The organism is Rhodococcus sp. IEGM 1379 (assembly GCF_030056815.1).
GTDB lineage: Bacteria > Actinomycetota > Actinomycetes > Mycobacteriales > Mycobacteriaceae > Rhodococcus_F.
Genome location: NZ_JASHKR010000019.1, coordinates 48,809 through 65,404 on the forward strand (window position 1 = coordinate 48,809; position 16,596 = coordinate 65,404).

At 59.4% G+C, this 16,596-nt stretch carries 15 protein-coding genes and 1 tRNA gene; 8 read left to right on the forward strand and 8 right to left on the reverse strand.

Annotated elements, in window-relative coordinates:
- Nucleotides 1-19 precede the first annotated feature (19 nt).
- The 4 genes from QM600_RS13525 to tgt all read left to right on the forward strand — a co-directional run bounded on the left by QM600_RS13525 (nucleotide 20) and on the right by tgt (nucleotide 7,819).
- A complete protein-coding gene (locus tag QM600_RS13525) occupies nucleotides 20-2,368 on the forward strand; it encodes an MMPL family transporter (protein WP_283261963.1) in 2,349 nt (782 codons plus the stop codon).
- A 124-nt stretch (nucleotides 2,369-2,492) separates the two neighbouring features.
- Nucleotides 2,493-4,226, forward strand: coding sequence for an ABC transporter ATP-binding protein (locus tag QM600_RS13530; RefSeq protein ID WP_283261964.1), 1,734 nt, complete (start codon nucleotides 2,493-2,495; stop codon nucleotides 4,224-4,226).
- On the forward strand, nucleotides 4,223-6,154 hold the full coding sequence (locus tag QM600_RS13535; RefSeq protein WP_283261965.1) for an ABC transporter ATP-binding protein: 1,932 nt from the start codon (nucleotides 4,223-4,225) through the stop codon (nucleotides 6,152-6,154). Before QM600_RS13530 ends, QM600_RS13535 begins: the two co-directional genes overlap by 4 nt.
- 375 nt (nucleotides 6,155-6,529) lie before the next feature.
- Nucleotides 6,530-7,819 carry a tRNA guanosine(34) transglycosylase Tgt gene (tgt, locus tag QM600_RS13540; RefSeq protein WP_283261966.1) on the forward strand — a complete coding sequence of 430 codons (1,290 nt, stop codon included), beginning with the start codon at nucleotides 6,530-6,532 and terminating at the stop codon, nucleotides 7,817-7,819.
- On the opposite strand, the gene QM600_RS13545 is transcribed toward tgt, so the two are convergent.
- Complete coding sequence (locus QM600_RS13545) at nucleotides 7,810-8,535, reverse strand: queuosine precursor transporter (RefSeq protein ID WP_283261967.1); 726 nt, start codon at nucleotides 8,533-8,535, stop codon at nucleotides 7,810-7,812. The genes tgt and QM600_RS13545 overlap by 10 nt on opposite strands.
- A 124-nt stretch (nucleotides 8,536-8,659) precedes the next feature.
- Nucleotides 8,660-9,643: a hypothetical protein gene (locus QM600_RS13550; RefSeq protein ID WP_283261968.1), complete on the reverse strand. Its 984-nt coding sequence runs from the start codon at nucleotides 9,641-9,643 to the stop codon at nucleotides 8,660-8,662.
- A gap of 128 nt (nucleotides 9,644-9,771) precedes the next feature.
- On the opposite strand from QM600_RS13550, the gene QM600_RS13555 reads away from it, so the two are divergent.
- Nucleotides 9,772-10,389, forward strand: coding sequence for a DUF4190 domain-containing protein (locus tag QM600_RS13555; protein WP_283261969.1), 618 nt, complete (start codon nucleotides 9,772-9,774; stop codon nucleotides 10,387-10,389).
- A 16-nt stretch (nucleotides 10,390-10,405) separates the two neighbouring features.
- Here QM600_RS13555 and QM600_RS13560 read toward each other — a convergent pair whose 3' ends face one another.
- The 4 genes from QM600_RS13560 to QM600_RS13575 all read right to left on the reverse strand — a co-directional run bounded on the left by QM600_RS13560 (nucleotide 10,406) and on the right by QM600_RS13575 (nucleotide 13,480).
- Nucleotides 10,406-11,146 carry an EAL domain-containing protein gene (locus tag QM600_RS13560; protein ID WP_283261970.1) on the reverse strand — a complete coding sequence of 247 codons (741 nt, stop codon included), beginning with the start codon at nucleotides 11,144-11,146 and terminating at the stop codon, nucleotides 10,406-10,408.
- Nucleotides 11,147-11,344: 198 nt separating this feature from the next.
- Entirely contained in the window at nucleotides 11,345-12,268 is a 924-nt protein-coding gene (gene gluQRS, locus QM600_RS13565) for a tRNA glutamyl-Q(34) synthetase GluQRS (RefSeq protein WP_283261971.1), read from the reverse strand.
- A gap of 1 nt (nucleotide 12,269) precedes the next feature.
- A complete protein-coding gene (locus QM600_RS13570) occupies nucleotides 12,270-12,869 on the reverse strand; it encodes a TetR/AcrR family transcriptional regulator (RefSeq protein WP_283261972.1) in 600 nt (199 codons plus the stop codon).
- Between the two features lie 50 nt (nucleotides 12,870-12,919).
- Nucleotides 12,920-13,480 (reverse strand): TIGR03086 family metal-binding protein, encoded by a 561-nt coding sequence (locus tag QM600_RS13575; RefSeq protein WP_283261973.1) that lies wholly within the window; start codon nucleotides 13,478-13,480, stop codon nucleotides 12,920-12,922.
- Nucleotides 13,481-14,026: 546 nt separating this feature from the next.
- Here QM600_RS13575 and QM600_RS13580 point away from each other — a divergent pair.
- Entirely contained in the window at nucleotides 14,027-14,572 is a 546-nt protein-coding gene (locus QM600_RS13580; RefSeq protein WP_283261974.1) for a pentapeptide repeat-containing protein, read from the forward strand.
- A 75-nt stretch (nucleotides 14,573-14,647) separates the two neighbouring features.
- On the opposite strand, the gene QM600_RS13585 is transcribed toward QM600_RS13580, so the two are convergent.
- Nucleotides 14,648-15,322 (reverse strand): response regulator transcription factor, encoded by a 675-nt coding sequence (locus QM600_RS13585; protein WP_283261975.1) that lies wholly within the window; start codon nucleotides 15,320-15,322, stop codon nucleotides 14,648-14,650.
- A gap of 158 nt (nucleotides 15,323-15,480) precedes the next feature.
- Here QM600_RS13585 and QM600_RS13590 point away from each other — a divergent pair, with 158 nt between their 5' ends.
- Both QM600_RS13590 and QM600_RS13595 read left to right on the forward strand, forming a co-directional pair.
- The gene (locus QM600_RS13590; RefSeq protein WP_283261976.1) at nucleotides 15,481-15,741 is read left to right on the forward strand and encodes a DUF6191 domain-containing protein; all 261 of its coding nucleotides are present in this window, start codon (nucleotides 15,481-15,483) and stop codon (nucleotides 15,739-15,741) included.
- Nucleotides 15,742-15,859: 118 nt separating this feature from the next.
- A complete protein-coding gene (locus tag QM600_RS13595; RefSeq protein WP_283261978.1) occupies nucleotides 15,860-16,255 on the forward strand; it encodes a hypothetical protein in 396 nt (131 codons plus the stop codon).
- Nucleotides 16,256-16,399: 144 nt separating this feature from the next.
- Here QM600_RS13595 and QM600_RS13600 read toward each other — a convergent pair.
- A tRNA-Ser gene (locus QM600_RS13600) sits at nucleotides 16,400-16,487 on the reverse strand.
- Nucleotides 16,488-16,596: the final 109 nt, after the last annotated feature.

Consider the following 16,596-nt stretch of genomic DNA (forward strand, 5'->3'; position numbering starts at 1 on the left):
AAACAGCAAGGAGCCCGTCGTGGCCACCTATCTCTATCGGATCGGCAAGTTCGCCTACCGGCGAAAAGGTGCGGTCCTCAGCCTCTGGTTGATCATTCTTGTTCTCATGGGTATCGGGGCGGCGACTCTGTCCGGCCCCACCAAGGACTCGTTCTCCATTCCCGGTACGCCTGCCCAGCAGGCGCAGGATTTGATGGCCGAGCGGTTCCCGGGCGCTGCCAGTCCGATGGATGCTCTGAGCGCACGCTTTGTCATTGAGGCGCCCGCGGGCACGGTCTTGTCGGACCCGTCCAACGTCCAGGCGATGGACGAGATGCTCGCGAAGATTCGTGGCATCGACAAGATTGCGCCGGGCGCCAAGATCGATCCGGCGAACGCGACGCCGGAGCAGGCCGCAGAGACGATCAACAACCCTGTTGCCGTGAACGACTCGATGGTTGCGATGTTCAAGGAAAAGGCTGCGGCTGCAGGAACTTCCGAAGAACAAGCGCTGTCCGACGCAGCAGCGTTGTCGCCGCTCAGTCAGGACAGTCGGGTCGGCTACATCGAGGCACCCTTCACTGGCAGTGTCACTGATGCGGACCAGGCATTGCGTGATTCGATCAATGCTGCAGCCGACGTCGGACGAGCTGAGGGTCTCAACGTCCAGATCAGCGGTTCTGCGGTGCAGGAAGCCGGCATTCCCGGTGGCGCCACCGAACTGATCGGTATCGCCGTAGCTGCCGTCGTTCTTGCTATTACGTTCGGTTCGCTCGTGGCCGCCGGTCTTCCGTTGATTACGGCGATCATCGGCATCATGATCGGCAGCCTCGGAATTACCGTTGCCACGGGATTCATGGATCTCAGTTCCATGACCCCGACGCTGGCGATCATGATCGGTCTGGCGGTGGCGATCGACTACTCGTTGTTCATCATGTCCAGGTTCCGGCACGAACTCACACTTACCGACGATCGTTCGGAAGCTGCCGGTCGTGCCGTCGGAACCGCTGGATCCGCAGTGGTATTCGCAGGTTTGACGGTCATCATCGCCTTGGTGGCATTGCGTGTCGTCGGTATCCCGTTCCTCTCGGATATGGGTGCGGCGGCTGCATTTACGGTCTTGATCGCGGTTCTTATCGCGTTGACGCTTCTCCCCGCGATCCTGGGCATGTTCGGCCGCAAGGCTTTTGCCGGCAAGATTCCGTTCATCGGAAACAAGGCTCAGGACGCCGAGGATTCGGGCAAGCCGACATGGGCTCTTCGTTACATCAGTGCCATCGTGCGCCGACCGCTTGTCCCGCTGATCGGCGGCGTCGTACTTCTGGGCGCTTTGGCTTTGCCTGCAACGGGATTGAGCTTGGCACTGCCGTCGGAGGCGACGGGTGACCCGTCAACCAGTTCGCGTCAGGCCTACGACTTGATCGGTGAGGGCTTCGGTGGTGGAAAGAATGGTCCGCTGATTGCTGTCATCGATGCGAAGGATGCAAACATTCCCGCAGGCGAAGCTTTCGAGAAGGTTATCTCCACCATCTCGGGCCTGGACGATGTATCGAATGCGCAGATTGTCAAGGTCAACACTGCAGGTGATACTGCACAGGCCCTCATCACTCCGAAGAGTGGCCCCACCGATCCGGCGACAATGGATCTGGTGAGCAGTATCCGCGGTGCCGAAGGGGCGCTGCATGATTCGATCGGCGTCAGCTACGGCATTACCGGTCAGACTGCTCTCGAAGGTGATATCTCGGAAACACTCCAGGGCGCGCTGATTCCGTACCTCGCCGTAGTCGTTGGGTTGGCATTCATCCTGCTGCTCTTGGTGTTCCGTTCGATTCTGGTTCCCTTGACCGCAACGTTGGGCTTCCTGCTCAGTGTGCTGGCGACTTTCGGAGCCACCGTCGGAATCTTCCAGTACGGCTGGTTCGGCATCATCGCGAACCCGCAACCGCTCGTGAGTTTCATGCCGATCTTCCTGATCGGTGTTGTGTTCGGACTGGCGATGGACTACCAGGTATTCCTCGTGACGCGAATGCGTGAGGAATACGTCCACGGGGCCAACGCCAAGCAAGCCGTAACCATCGGCTTCAACCACGGTGCCCGGGTGGTCAGTGCCGCGGCGGTCATCATGATCTCCGTGTTCGGTGCCTTCATGGCCGAGCCGAACTCGTTCATCAAATCGATCGGGTTCGCGCTTGCGGCAGCGGTCTTCTTCGACGCCTTCATCGTGCGCATGCTGATCATCCCGTCCGTCATGGCTTTGCTCGGTGACAAGGCGTGGTGGCTGCCGAAGTGGCTCGACAAGATTCTGCCGAATGTCGACATCGAGGGTGAGAAGCTCAACCAAGCCCTCCTCGAAGACAAAGAAGCGGAACTAGCCGCAACATCTGCTTAGTTCGGTTATCCGGAAGCGCGTGCCCCGATCGACACTTCAGTCGGTTGGGGCACGCGCATTTTTCGTCTGCTGAGTCGAATATTCGCGGGCAGTTGTCGGTGACGCTTGGTAGCCTTCGCTCACTATGCTGATCAGGCTGCTACGCACTTACCTCGAGCCGTACCGCGGCGAACTCACGGGCGTTGTTGTCCTGCAGTTCATTGCGACTATGGCTGCCCTTTACCTTCCGAGCCTCAACGCTGACATCATCGACAATGGTGTCACCAAAGGCGATACGGGATACATTCTGTCCACGGGCGGGATGATGCTCATAGTCACGCTGACGCAAATCCTGTGCTCGGTGGGTGCGGTGTTCTTCGGAGCCCGCGTCGCCATGGGCATCGGGCGTGACCTGCGAGCCTCGGTGCTCCATCAAGTCGGAACATTCTCGGCCCGCGAGGTCGGATATTTCGGTGCACCGTCACTGATCACGCGCAATACCAATGACGTCCAGCAGGTTCAGATGATGGTCGTGATGAGTTGCACCATCCTCGTCATGGCTCCGATCATGTGTATCGGCGGGATCATCATGGCGGTGCGTCAGGACGTAAACCTGTCGTGGATTCTCGGCGTCAGCGTCCCACTGCTCGTGATTGCGATGAGCTTGATCATTGCCCGCATGGTCCCAGGTTTTCGTCTCATGCAGGGGCGCCTCGACGCAGTCAACCGTGTTCTCCGTGAACAGATCACCGGTATTCGCGTAGTTCGAGCGTTTGTTCGCGAACCTTCCGAGGTCAAGCGCTTCGGTCAGGCCAACGACGAACTCACCGAGACTGCTCTCGGAGTCGGCAAGCTGATGGCGCTCATGTTCCCGTTGGTGATGCTGATCAGCAACGTCACCAGCGTGGCCGTGATCTGGTTCGGTGGGCATCAGATCGACAGCGGGTCCATGGAGATCGGCTCACTCACCGCGATGCTCAGCTACATCATGCAGATCCTGATGGCCGTCATGATGGCGACGTTCATGGCCGTCATGTTGCCACGCGCGTCGGTGTGCGCCGAACGTATTTCCGAGGTCCTCGACACCGACTCCTCAGTCATCCCGCCCAAGAATCCGATCCACGAACTTCGCACCCCCGGTGTCGTGGAACTTCGGGGAGCTCAGTTCCAGTTCCCCGGAGCCGAGGAACCGGTGCTGCGCGACATCACCTTCCGCGCTGAACCCGGCAAGACCACCGCAATCATCGGTGGTACCGGATCGGGAAAGACGACGCTGCTCAATCTGATTCCGCGCCTCATCGATTCCACTTCCGGATCGGTATCGGTCGGTGGCGTCGACGTCCGCGAGATCGATACGGAACTGTTGTGTTCGGTCATCGGGTTGGTCCCGCAGAAGCCGTACCTGTTCTCCGGCACCATCGCATCCAACCTTCGCTACGGAAATCCCGACGCCACCGACGAGTGGTTGTGGGAGTGCCTCGAAATTGCGCAAGCCGCAGATTTTGTCCGGGACATGCCCGAAGGTTTGGACACCCCGGTCGCCCAGGGCGGTACGACGGTTTCCGGTGGTCAGCGTCAGCGACTCGCGATTGCCAGAGCTTTGGTGCGTAAGCCGCAGATTTACCTGTTCGACGATTCCTTCTCCGCCCTCGACCTCACCACGGACGCCCGCCTTCGTGCAGCGCTGCGGCCGGTCACCCAGGATGCGTGCATCATCGTTGTCGCGCAGCGTATTTCCACCATCGTCGAAGCCGATCAGATCATCGTGCTCGACGACGGTGCAATCGTCGGCGTCGGCACGCACGAAGAACTGCAAGTCACTTGTCCCACCTACGGCGAAATTGTCGCCTCTCAGCTAGCCGTACAGGACGCATCATGAGTAATCGACCGAGTTCTTCGCCCCCGATCGGCCCGCCCGGTGGTGGCGATCCCACCAAGAAGGCCATGAACTTCGGGCCTTCGCTCAAGCGTCTGCTCTCGCGGCTCAGTCCCGACAAGCCGATCGTCGTCCTGATTTTCGTTTTGGTGACGATCAGCGTGGTGCTGACATCGATTGCTCCGAAGATATTGGGTAACGCCACGAACCTCATTTTCGACGGGATTGTCGGCAAGCAACTTCCTGCCGGAGTCAGCAAGGAGCAAGCGGTCGAGGGCCTACGTGCGGACGGTCAGGGCCAGTTCGCCGACATGGTGTCCGGCATGAACGTCGTACCCGGAACCGGAATCGACTTCGACGAAGTCGGCCGAGTGCTGATGATTGTGCTGCTGCTGTTCGTCTGTGCGGCGCTGTTCAGTTGGTTGCAGTCGTACCTGCTCAACATCGTGGTTCAGCGCACCGTTCGCCGGTTGCGTGAGGACGTCGAGCAGAAGATCCATCGTCTTCCGTTGCGGTACTTCGATACTCATGCTCGTGGTGATGTTCTCTCGCGCGTCACCAACGACATCGACAATGTTGCGCAGAGCATGCAGCAGACACTGAGCCAGCTGGTGATGTCGGTGATGACGGTGATCGGCATTCTTGTCATGATGGTGTTCATTTCCCCGATCCTGGCCTTGATTGCAATCGCGACTGTTCCCTTGTCGATCATCGTGACGGCCGTGATCGCGAAGCGTTCGCAGAAACACTTCGTGGCGCAGTGGAAGAGCACCGGCGGCATCAACGCACAGGTCGAAGAAGCTTTCAGTGGCCATGAGCTGGTCAAGGTGTTCGGCCGTCAGAACGAGGTCGAAGAGCGCTTCCGTAAGCAGAACGAAGATCTTTACCAGTCGAGTTTCAAGGCGCAGTTCATTTCCGGTCTGGTCATGCCGGCCGTCATGTTCCTCGGCAACCTCAACTACGTTGCCATCGCTGTTGTCGGCGGCATGCGTGTTGCTTCGGGAACCATGACGCTCGGTGATGTGCAGGCTTTCATCCAGTACTCACGCCAGTTCACTCAGCCTCTGACACAGATCGCTTCGATGACGAATCTGCTCCAGTCCGGTGTTGCGTCGGCCGAGCGGGTGTTTGCTCTCCTCGATCAGGAAGAGCAGTCCACCGATCCCACGGATGCTCAGTCGCCCGCAACGTCCACGGGCCGCGTGGCTTTCGAGAACGTCACGTTCAGCTACAAGCCCGAACAGCCTCTTATCGAGGACCTGTCGTTGGTCGCCGAGCCCGGTCAGATGGTCGCCATCGTCGGCCCCACCGGCGCCGGCAAGACCACGCTCGTCAATCTGATTCTTCGGTTCTACGAACTCAATTCGGGTCGAATCACTCTCGACGGTATCGACATCTCAAAGATGACCCGCGATGATCTGCGTTCGCGTATCGGTATGGTCCTTCAGGATGCCTGGCTGTTCGGCGGCACCATTCGCGAGAACATCGCCTACGGCAAACCTGATGCCACCGAAGAGGAAATTCAGCGCGCCGCGCAGATGAGTTACGTCGACAAGTTCGTGCATTCCCTGCCCGAGGGATACGACACCGTCATCGACGAAGAGGGCAACAACATCAGTGCGGGTGAGAAGCAGCTCATCACCATCGCGCGTGCATTCATCTCGCAGCCGTCCATACTGATCCTCGACGAGGCCACCAGTTCCGTGGATACCCGTACCGAACTCCTGGTACAGAGTGCTACTGCCGTGCTGCGCAGTGACCGCACCAGTTTTGTTATTGCGCACCGTCTTTCGACAATTCGTGATGCAAACCTGATTGTCGTGATGGAGGACGGTCGGATCGTGGAGCAAGGCAGCCATGACGCGTTGCTCGCGTCGCGGGGTGCGTACTTCCGCCTGTACAACAGTCAGTTCGTGGGGGCGGAAATCTAGTCGGACATTTACGGTGGCGAGCACGCTGATCGCTGAGGATCTACTGTTGCTCGCCACCGACGACATCAGTGGGAAACTACTGCGCTCGTCGACATATGTCGACGCCGCACTGGGTGGTGCGCTGTTGGTCGATGACGGTGTCGTATCCCTCGGGCAGGGAAGGCACCGATCAGGCCGGTTTCAGCAGTCAATCGTCTGGCGAAAGGCACCCGCAAGGCGCTCTATGCGAGTTTGCAGGACCGGGGGAGTCAATCCATCGCAGCAACTCCGGTCTCTACTACTGCGGCAATCGCTGCATCGCTTGGGGCATCGACTTCGCCAGGATCGTGACCAGGGACTATGAAGATGTTCGTACAGCTGTGACAGGATTGTGCCGTGAATTCTGCAGTACAGCCCCAGCCTGATGCGTCTCCTTCGAAGCGCCCCGAATCTATTTTCACGATCGGGACCCGCCTCGAAGACCGTCTGGGTCGGACCGGCACCATCCACACGCCGCATGGAGACATTGCGACGCCGTCGTTCGTGGTGGTCGGAACCAAGGCGACGGTCAAGGCCGTGCTGCCCGAATCCATCAAGGACCTCGGCACACAATCGGTGCTTGCCAACGCCTATCACCTGTACCTGCAGCCTGGCGCCGACATCGTCGACGAAGCCGGTGGCCTGGGCAAGTTCATGAACTGGGACGGACCCACTTTCACCGACAGCGGTGGATTCCAGGTCATGTCGCTGGGCGTCGGATTTAAGAAAGTGCTCGCGATGGAAGCCGTCGGCGTGCAGTCCGACGACGTCATCGCCAAGGGCAAGGAACGCCTCGCCACGGTCGACGACGAGGGTGTCACCTTCAAATCGCACCTCGACGGCAGCAAGCATCGCTTCACGCCTGAGGTGTCGATGCAGATTCAGCATCAGCTGGGTGCAGACATCATGTTCGCTTTCGACGAGCTCACCACGCTCCTCAACACTCGTGGTTACCAGGAGCGGTCCGTCGAACGCACGCAAGCGTGGGCCATTCGCTGCATCAACGAGCATGAAAAGCTCACCGCTGAGCGCGCAGACAAGCCGTACCAGGCGCTGTTCGGTGTGGTTCAGGGCGCGCAGTACGAGGATCTGCGTCGCCAAGCTTGCCGTGGCCTCGAGTCCATCGAGGGTGAGAACGGCTACGGATTCGACGGGTACGGCATCGGCGGCGCACTCGAGAAGCAGAACCTCGGCACCATCGTTCGCTGGTGCAACGAGGAACTGCCCGAGCACAAGCCCCGCCACATGCTCGGCATCAGTGAGCCCGACGACTTCTTTGTCGCCATCGAGAACGGCGCGGACACCTTCGACTGCGTCAACCCGTCACGGGTGGCGCGCAACGCCGCGATCTATGTGCGCTCCGGTCGATTCAACATCAACACCAGCCGCTTCCGCCGTGATTTCACGCCGATCGACGACGAGTGCGACTGCTACACCTGCGCCAACTACACCCGCGCGTACATCCATCACCTGTTCAAGGCGAAGGAAATGCTGGCGTCGACGCTCTGCACCATTCACAACGAGCGATTCACCGTGAAGTTGGTCGACGACATCCGGGCCAGCATCGAAGGTGGATATTTCCACGACTTCAAGGCAGACATGCTCGGAAAGTTCTACGCCAAGAAGATTCAGGCGGCTCAGCTGTAGGTCGGTTCGCGCTTCTTCACGTACGCGATGACGCGGTAGGTGATCGGCATGACCAGAACCTCGACGAGTGTCTTCCAGAGGAAGCCGACCAGCACGTAGTTGATGAAGTCTTCCCAGGTGCTGATGCCGATTACGCCGGCCGCGATGGAACAGAAGATGAGGGTGTCGGCGAATTCTCCGACAACGGTCGAGCCGATGAGACGCGCCCACAGGTGCTTTTCTTGCATGCGCTTCTTCATCATGACCAGAACCAGCGAGTTCAGGAGCTGTCCGACGAGGTAGGCAGCCAATCCGGCGACCAGGAGTCTGGGGATGACGCCGACGACGGTTTCGAGGGATTCCTGGTTTTCGTAGAAGGCGGCTGGCGGCAACTGAACGGCGAGCCAGAAGCACGCAGCTGCAAGCATGAGAGCCCCGAAGCCGAGATAGATAGCGCGTCGGGTGGCTTTGAAGCCGTAGACCTCACTGAGGACGTCGCCGAGGACGTACGCGAGGGGGAAGAGGAAGAACCCGCCGTCGGTGATGATCGGGAGAAGCTGAAGCGGTCCCAAAGAAAACTCGGAGTCCGAGAAGAATGCGACGCCCTTGGTTGCGGCCACATTCGAGATCAGTAGTGTCGCGGTGAAGAGGGCGACAATCGTCGGGTAGTAACCCGTACTGACGTGCGCAAACTTGGTCTCTTGGGCTGTTTCGTCTTGCTGATCCTGAGCTGTCACGTCAGCAATCCAAGCACCTCAGGGTGCCTGGAGGCGAGTTGGCGACCGTCCAGTTGTCGAGAACACACTGAAGGCCCGGCAGTTTCACGGGGAAACTGCCGGGCCTTCAGGTGTGAAGAACGGATCAGATGGCAGCGACGAACCGGCCGGTGAGGACGCGGTACGCGTAGGTCGACGCGATCAACGAGATCGGTAGGGTCACGAGCAATCCGACGAGCAACAGGATTGCTCCGACGATGTTGATGCCGATCAGTGCCAGCGCCAGAAGGAGCAGTGGCCCCACGTTCTTAGATGTGAGGGCAAAGCTGGACTTGATGCCGCTGATTGCATCCTGATTCTGATCGACCACAAATGTGAGCGTGTAGTACGTCAGGAAGATGACGACCAGGCCGGGGATGACACACAGGACCAGGCCGATTCCCGACGCGATACTGATGATCACGCTGGCGAGAACAATTGCTCCGACATTCGTGAGCTGGACGAACGAACCGAATACGGGCTTGTTGCCGTCGACCTCGTGCAAGGCTCCACGAATGAAGGCCGCCTGAATGAGAAAGCCGACGATTGCCGAGACGAGGCTGCCTATGAGAGCGAGAGCCGAAATTTCGCCAGGACTGGAAGCACTGCCGAAGACGAGTTGGATAAGGCCGCTGATGACGACTGCGGCCAGTGTCACTCCGATCCACACCAGAGCATTGTTCTTGAACCGCTCCCAGCCGTAGGTCAGTGCCGCGCCTACAGAAAGTTGGGGCCCGAATCCTGCGCCGTAGTTGTTCGCAGGCGGCGGCGGAAAGTTACCGCCCTGGGGCGGTGGCGGGTATCCACCAGGCGGCGGGTAGTTCCCCGGAGGGGGCGGGTTTCCACCAGGCGGCGGGTAATTGCCTTGCGGCGGCGGATAGTTTCCACCAGGCGGCGGGTAGTTCCCGGGAGGGGGCGGGTAGTTCCCGGGCGGCGGGCCTGCGGGTGGCTGAAATCCGCCACCCGGAGGGGGAGTTACCGGCGGCGGGTAACTACCAGGCGGCGGTGTTTGAGGCCGACTGTAGGGATCTTGTGGTGGTTGCTTTCCCTCGTCTGGATTTTTGTTGGGGTCGTACCCGCCGGTCGTCATTGTTTCCCCTCATCGTGAAAGCTCGCTCGAGTTTGACAGTAGATATGACACTAACTGTTGTAGCGCGCAGATGTGGACGGCATTTGCGCGCCAGACGCCGGATGTCGTCGGTGGTTTAGGCTGCGTCCATGACGAGTTCCGGGGGCAACGGCGAGAATTCTCCAGATGATTACCTGGCAAAACCTGGATACGGCGAGGTTCCGAGCCTTCCGGCGGAGGGAGTCGGACATTCGTCGGAAATAACGGAGTCATATTGGGAGATTCCGGGATATTCAGCTGCCACTGAGCAGTATCCGGGCTATCCGCCGCCGACGTATACCCCGGCATCAGATCATCCTGTCCCGTTCCCGCCACCAGCCCAGTATCAACAGCCGGCGCAGTATCAACAGCCGGCGCAGTATCAACAGCCGGCGCAATTTCAACGGCCGGCCCAGTACCAACAACCAGTTCCCTATCAGCAGCCGATGCAATACGGAGCTTTCGGCCAATACGGCGGAGGCTATGCGCCGCCGGTGGGGACTAATGGCCTGGCGATTGCAGCGCTGGTGACGTCGATCGTGGGAGGGTGCACCTACGGGCTCGGGTCGGTTATCGGAATCATTCTGGGTATTGTTGCACTCGGCCAGATAAAGAGCACTGGTCAGCAGGGGCGCGGTTTGGCAATCGCTGGTATCGCTATCGGTGCCGCGATGATCGCAGTATTGGTGGCTTTCCTTATTATTTTTCTGGTAGTCGGTTCCGGTTAGCTGCGAGTTTCTGCACTTACATAGCTGTGATGTGTGCGTCCGTCGGAAGTGGTTTCCCGAAGTAGTAGCCTTGCCCGGTATTGTATCCAGCACGAACCACGGCATCAGCTTGATCAGCGGTTTCGATGCCCTCGGCGATGGATTCCATCCCCAGTTTTTTAGCGATTTCGGCGATGGATTCCATGACGATGAACGCTCGCTCGCGGGGGTGATTCGATTCGCTGAGCGCCCATGTCAAGGTCTGGTCGACTTTGAGAATGTCGATTGGTAGCTCCGACAGTGCAGCAAACGAGGCGAATCCAGCTCCGAAATCGTCGAGCGCAATGCGAATGCCCTCGTCGTGGAGAGTGTGCAGAGTGGCGGCAGCCCCTCGGCCTACGACGCCGAGTTCGGTGACTTCCACGATGAATTTATCGTGAGGTGTATCGGATCTACGCAGGGTGTCGAGTATTTCGCGCGCCGCATTCTTTGTGGACAGTTGTCGAGGTGAAAAATTGACGGCGATATTCAAGGCGTCGTCCCAGCCTGCGATTTGTGCGCAGATAAGGTCGAGTGCCTGTAAGCCGATCGGGATAATTAAACCGGACAATTCGGCAGATCTCATGAAGTCTTGTGGCTCGATCAATCCTCGGAGTGGATGTCTCCACCGGAGGAGTGCTTCGTAACCGGTGATAACCGAGGATTTCAGGCTTACCTGGGGTTGGTACAAAACCTCGAATTGATGGTCGTCGAGTGCCTCGCGAAGCTCGCGAACCATGCGGATTTCCTTTTCGTCCTGTTCCCGTTCCTGCCGCACTGCAGCGCAGTGCGGTTGTCCCCAGCGGGTGCGTGGTCATTCGAGGGTTTGGCCCTCGGTTGTAACCTGCCCAGGACTGCATGTCCTGTGTGCCTTCACTTATGTCGAAGGTACTTCACTAAACGGAAATTGCCAATGATTAGCTGTTATTTCCGTCAGTTACGGCAACTCGGGTGGGTCTACGGGATCATCGACCGTCACGATCCACGGTTCGTGCGGAATTTTCTGTGCATCGAACCGTTCGGCTAATTGCATTGGTGTGATTAGTTCTCCGGGTTCGGCCAATCCGATGCTCGACGCAATCATTGTCAGCACCTCGTCGGAACTGCGGCCGAGTGCGCGTTGATCGGAGAGTGTGACCGCACCGTCCCGCTTTGCCAGGCGCTTGCCGGCGGTGTTCAGGGCGAGAGGAACGTGAGCGTAAACCGGCGGCGTGATTTCGAGGAGCGTCGCCAAATACGCCTGGCGTGGGGCGGAACTCAACAGGTCGTCTCCGCGTACAACTTGGTCGATGTTCTGGGCGCCGTCGTCGACGACGACGGCCAGGTTGTATGCGGGGACTCCGTCGCCGCGAAGCAGGACGACGTCGTCAACGGCACCGGTGACGTTGCCCCGCAGTGTGTCTGTGACCGTGAACGAATCGGTATCGGACCGTAACCGAAGGGCAGAGTTTCGGCCGGTCGCGAGTTTTTCGGCTTGCTCGGAGACCGAGAGATTCCGGCACGTTCCCGGGTACGCCCCGTCGGGAGCGTGAGGCGCAGACGGTGCTTGCAGGATTTCCTTGCGAGTGCAGAAACAGGGGTACGTGAGTCCCCGACCGCTCAGTGTCTCGATGGCTTCCGCATACAGCGGCAGTCGATCCGATTGTTTGACGACCTCGCCGTCCCACCCCAGACCGAGAGCGCGGAGGTCGTCGAGTTGACGGTCCATGGCACCGGGCCGGACTCGGTCCAGATCTTCGACACGAATGAGGAACTCGCGGCCGGTGGTGCGGGCAAACAGCCAGGCCAGGAGGGCGGTGCGCAGGTTTCCCACATGCAGATCACCGGAAGGGCTCGGTGCAAAACGTCCTGCTCCCACCACGTCAGTCGGCCAATCCGGTCGACACCTCGGCGTCGTGAAGGGTGAGGCGGATCTGACTTTCGAGGGCGTACTCGAGATAGTGCGCGGGATACAGGTCGGGATTGCCTATCGCATCGAGTGCCAATCCGTTGACGGTCGCAAGGAGAAGCGCCGCTCGCGTTTCGGCTTCGGGCAGAGCGACCTGGATCAGAACGGCAGAAATGCCGGTGCGGACGGTGAACAGTGCGGTTCGCCGAATTTCTGCCAACGGTGCACTGGTCGCCGCCCGCACGGCAAAGGCGGCCAGGACGTGTGCTTCGCGGGTGCGCTGCTCGTCCAGGGGGAGTAGCTGTGACAAAGCGTGGAACAGTGCGACCTGCGGGGAGGTGCCCGGCGCAGATTCAGTGAGACGATTCAGCATTCGCTCGGTCAAGGTGCGTAGCGCGAACGTCAACATCTGTTCCTTGGTCGAGAAGTGATGTTGGACGGCCCCAATCGACACCTCAGCGCGCTTCGCGACCTCTCGGACGCTGGCATTTTCGAGCCCTGATTCGGCGGCAATGTCAAAAAGTGCCGCGGCCAGTAAATCCGGGTTCGTAGCTGATTTTCGACCTTCGCGCATGCTTGGACATTACAGGCGTATTGAAACAATCTGCACGTCAGGGGTGTTTTTCAGACGGCGCGGCCGAGATATGCGATAAGTCGGGTTGCTTTGTCCACGTCGCCGGAAACCGGCATCTCGGGGCCGCAGACGCCGTCCATTCGGATCGAATCGCCAAGGTTGTTAGCGATCTGCGACGCCCATTCCACGTCGTTGTCCGGAATCGACGTGTCGGTACCGGTTGCGACGGCGAGATCCCATCCGTGAACGACCAGATCGAAACACAGGAAACCTTCGACGGTGGCTCCGAGATTGGTTCGGCCGAAATGACCGTCGTACTCGAGGTTCGCCTGGGCCGGATCGTCGAGGATGGCCTGCATCGAATCGCGCACTGTAGCCCACGCGGCGGCCGGGTTTTCGTCGACGGACGGACCCGACGCCAGTTCGAGGCCGACGACCTTGACCATGTCGCGTTCACTGTCGATCACATGCCGCAGTACATCCCGCGCGGTCCAGCCGTCGCACGGAGAATTGTTGTCCCAGTTCTGCTCGGGTACTGCGGCGATCCGCTGGGTGAAATTGGCGGCCAGATTTCGGTAGCGCTGGGCGGGGGAGATATCAGCGGAAGTCATGGAGCTGATTCTTCAGGATCCGGTGCGAATCGGGATTGTTTCCTTCGAGGTATCTTCCGAGCTGCTAGTTTGTCGGCAGTGCTTAACAAAACTTGTCTGTGACCCAGACCTTCCGTAGTGATCGTGCGCCGCGCCTACGCGCGGTGGTGATTCCGTGTGCCCCGAGAGGGAACCCGATAGCGGGTTCCCGCCTCCCGTCCTGCATACAAATCGCTACTGGGAGCTCACTTGATCATCTCGTCTACACCCACGTCCATACCGTCATCGCTGCGTCGCGAGGATCTGCGCGCCGACTGCGGGAGTTGTTTCGCTTTGTGCTGCACTGCCTTCGGATTTTCACGATCGGTAGATTTTGCCGAAGACAAGCCGGCAGGCTCGCCATGTCGGCATCTTACGTCGACGTTCTCCTGCACCGTCCATGAAGGACTGCGTCCCCGCGGTTTTCGCGGTTGTACGGTCTTCGATTGCTTCGGCGCGGGTCAGGTCGTATCGCAGCGATTGTTCTCGGGTGTCAGCTGGCGCGAACGGCCGGATACACAACAGGACATGTTCGCGGCTTTCAAGATCGTGAAGCAGTTGCACGAGATGCTGTGGTATCTGGCCGAGGCCCGCGAACGCGCCTACGCTCCGGAGGCTGCACACGAAGCTCGTGAACTCGAATCAGCAATTGCCGCAGTGACTCACGGCAGTCTCGCCGAACTGTTTTCGGTAGACGTCGGTGCACTGCACGGCGCGGTCAGAACAGTTCTGATGGACGTCAGTGAGGAAGTTCGGGCTTCCTACTTCGCTGAAGCCGGCCATCTGGACCCGAGCTTCACACCGGCGGCGGATCTTGCCGGGGCTGATCTGCGGGCACGCAGATTGTGTGGGGCGGACCTGCGCGGCGCCTGCCTGATTGCCGCGGATCTGCGGGAAAGTGATCTCGCTGCGGTAGACCTACTCGGCGCGGATCTGCGTGATGCACGGTTGGAGGGCGCGGATCTCTCAGCCGCGTTGTACATCACCCAGCCTCAGATCAACGCAGCCCGGGGTAATAGCAAAACACGTTTGCCGGCAAGCGTTTCCGCTCCCTCGCATTGGTTCGATAACTAGCGAAGCGAGCCCCGCATCCTGGGCGAGAATATCGCCCAGGATGCGGGGACCCGGCGGTGTCCTACAGGGCGGTGCTCAGTCGACTGGGCCGAAGCGGTAGCCGAATCCGCGCACCGTTTTGATGTAATGTGTTCGGGCAGAGTCGGATTCGATCTTTGCCCGCAGGCTCTGAATATTGGCGTCGACGGCTCGGGTCTTGGTGGAGGTCGATTCGCCCCAGACATTCGCGAGAAGCTGATCCCGGGAGTAGACGTGGCCCGGGCGTCCCGACATTTCGAGAAGAACGCGCAATTCTGTTCGGGTCAAATCTAATTGGCGCCCGCGGACTGACGCGGTCATGGCGCGTCGGTCGATCTGCAACTCACCGTGGTGTTCGCGTTTGTCCGTGCGCGGCGCTGGCGTCGTCCGCAGCAGCGAGGTGACTCGTAAATCGAGATCCCGTGCGCTGACCGGGCTCACGGCAAAATCAGACGCCACTCGACTGGGTGCATCCTCGATGTCCTCTGATGATTCGACGACCATGATGATCGGAATTTCACTGCGAAGCCGAATTTGACGCGCGACTTCGAAGCCGTCGATATCGGGGAGCGACAGGTCGAGTACAGCGACATCGAAGCTATCGGTGCCAAGGGCGTCGAGACTGTGACGACCTGATCCGAACAAATGGACCGTGTGGCCGAAGAACGCGAGTTCGACGCCGAAAGTGTGGGTTGTGTCCGGCTGAGCCGTAGCCGCGAGAATCATGCTCATCGTGTGCTGTCCCCCCGTCGGTGCTGCGGGCAGCAACCTGAAAAATCCCCACTGCGAGTGTTCCAGACCACTGGCGCTATGGCCACTTCGGGTGCATTGTGCGTAGTGGTCGTTAAACTTGTTGGAGGGGCACTGTCTTTGCACTGACCCTTCCGGGGTTGTTGGTACTGCTGATCCTGTTCGCTTTTGCGGAAACATTGTGGAATCGGCTCACCGGTGGCAGGGCATTGCCGTGGATGCGGGGGCGTACCTCACGGTCGGATTCGAGGAAGTGGTGGCGTCGGATCCAAGGTTCCAAGCATCACGAATTCGAGCAACGGCAGAGCGCATTGATGCATCGCGAGGACGACGCAGAAGGGGAGCCGGCCTGGGTCGCTGTCGACACCGAAACGAACACCGTGATCTTGCGAACCCGCTGATATCGGCGTGAAAAGCTTGTCGCACAATGGATTTTGTCAGCGATCTTCAATCGGTTGGCCGCGACTTCGGGGAGTGTGGTCTCCGAATCCCTGATCGCGGCGTTGATGTGGACATTGCATGAGCGAAACTCGGGCGACAGGACCCGCTGGTCTCGATATCGTCATCTACATGGCCGAGTATTCGATCTATCTGGAGGGCGGCGCGGACCCCGACGTGGTTCTCGCGGCAGCCGAGCAGGTTGTCGAAGAAATGCTTCGTCCAACGTGGCCGCACTGGGTCGTTCCTGACATTGACGACACGGCTATCGAGTACCCGCCGTATACCTCGGCGGTCGACTTCTACGCAATTGATCGAGTGCTCGGAAATCGTGTCGGGATCCGGTTGGTCGAGATTCTCGCAGCCAGAGGCATTCATGCTCGCACCGAGGATGACGTCGAGACGGATCTGGAGATTGACGTCGAGACGGATCTGGAGATTGCAGAAGGCAGACAGTTGCCTCGCTCGCTTGCGTAGAAGCTGGAGGTCTTCTACTGGATTCGCGACGGCGATAGTCCTGACCATGCTCCTCGTAGCGTCGATGGCGTGCCCCATCTGCTTTACGAAGGCAAAAAAGAACCCCCTGTGAACTGCTTCTCAGCAGTTCACAGGGGGTTTCCCTGGCGGAGGATAGGGGATTTGAACCCCTGAGGGCGTTAACCCAACCCGCGTTCCAGGCGAGCGCCATAGGCCACTAGGCGAATCCTCCGTGGAGTAGCATACCCAACAGTTGACGATAAGCGTTAAACGGGTATCTGACCTGCGTCGATGTGCCGAAATTGGCTGTAAAGGCGGGTGGTGTGCGGGGCACCCCTGGA

Bases quoted from the DNA above. Each gene is read 5' to 3' on its own strand.
- QM600_RS13580 (WP_283261974.1), top strand. From the start codon at position 14,027: ATGTTCGCGGCTTTCAAGATCGTGAAGCAGTTGCACGAGATGCTGTGG.
- QM600_RS13550 (WP_283261968.1), bottom strand. From the start codon at position 9,643: ATGACGACCGGCGGGTACGACCCCAACAAAAATCCAGACGAGGGAAAG.
- QM600_RS13555 (WP_283261969.1), top strand. From the start codon at position 9,772: ATGACGAGTTCCGGGGGCAACGGCGAGAATTCTCCAGATGATTACCTG.
- QM600_RS13585 (WP_283261975.1), bottom strand. From the start codon at position 15,322: ATGAGCATGATTCTCGCGGCTACGGCTCAGCCGGACACAACCCACACT.
- QM600_RS13530 (WP_283261964.1), top strand. From the start codon at position 2,493: ATGCTGATCAGGCTGCTACGCACTTACCTCGAGCCGTACCGCGGCGAA.
- QM600_RS13535 (WP_283261965.1), top strand. From the start codon at position 4,223: ATGAGTAATCGACCGAGTTCTTCGCCCCCGATCGGCCCGCCCGGTGGT.
- QM600_RS13575 (WP_283261973.1), bottom strand. From the start codon at position 13,480: ATGACTTCCGCTGATATCTCCCCCGCCCAGCGCTACCGAAATCTGGCC.
- QM600_RS13570 (WP_283261972.1), bottom strand. From the start codon at position 12,869: ATGCGCGAAGGTCGAAAATCAGCTACGAACCCGGATTTACTGGCCGCG.
- QM600_RS13560 (WP_283261970.1), bottom strand. From the start codon at position 11,146: ATGGTTCGCGAGCTTCGCGAGGCACTCGACGACCATCAATTCGAGGTT.
- QM600_RS13595 (WP_283261978.1), top strand. From the start codon at position 15,860: ATGAGCGAAACTCGGGCGACAGGACCCGCTGGTCTCGATATCGTCATC.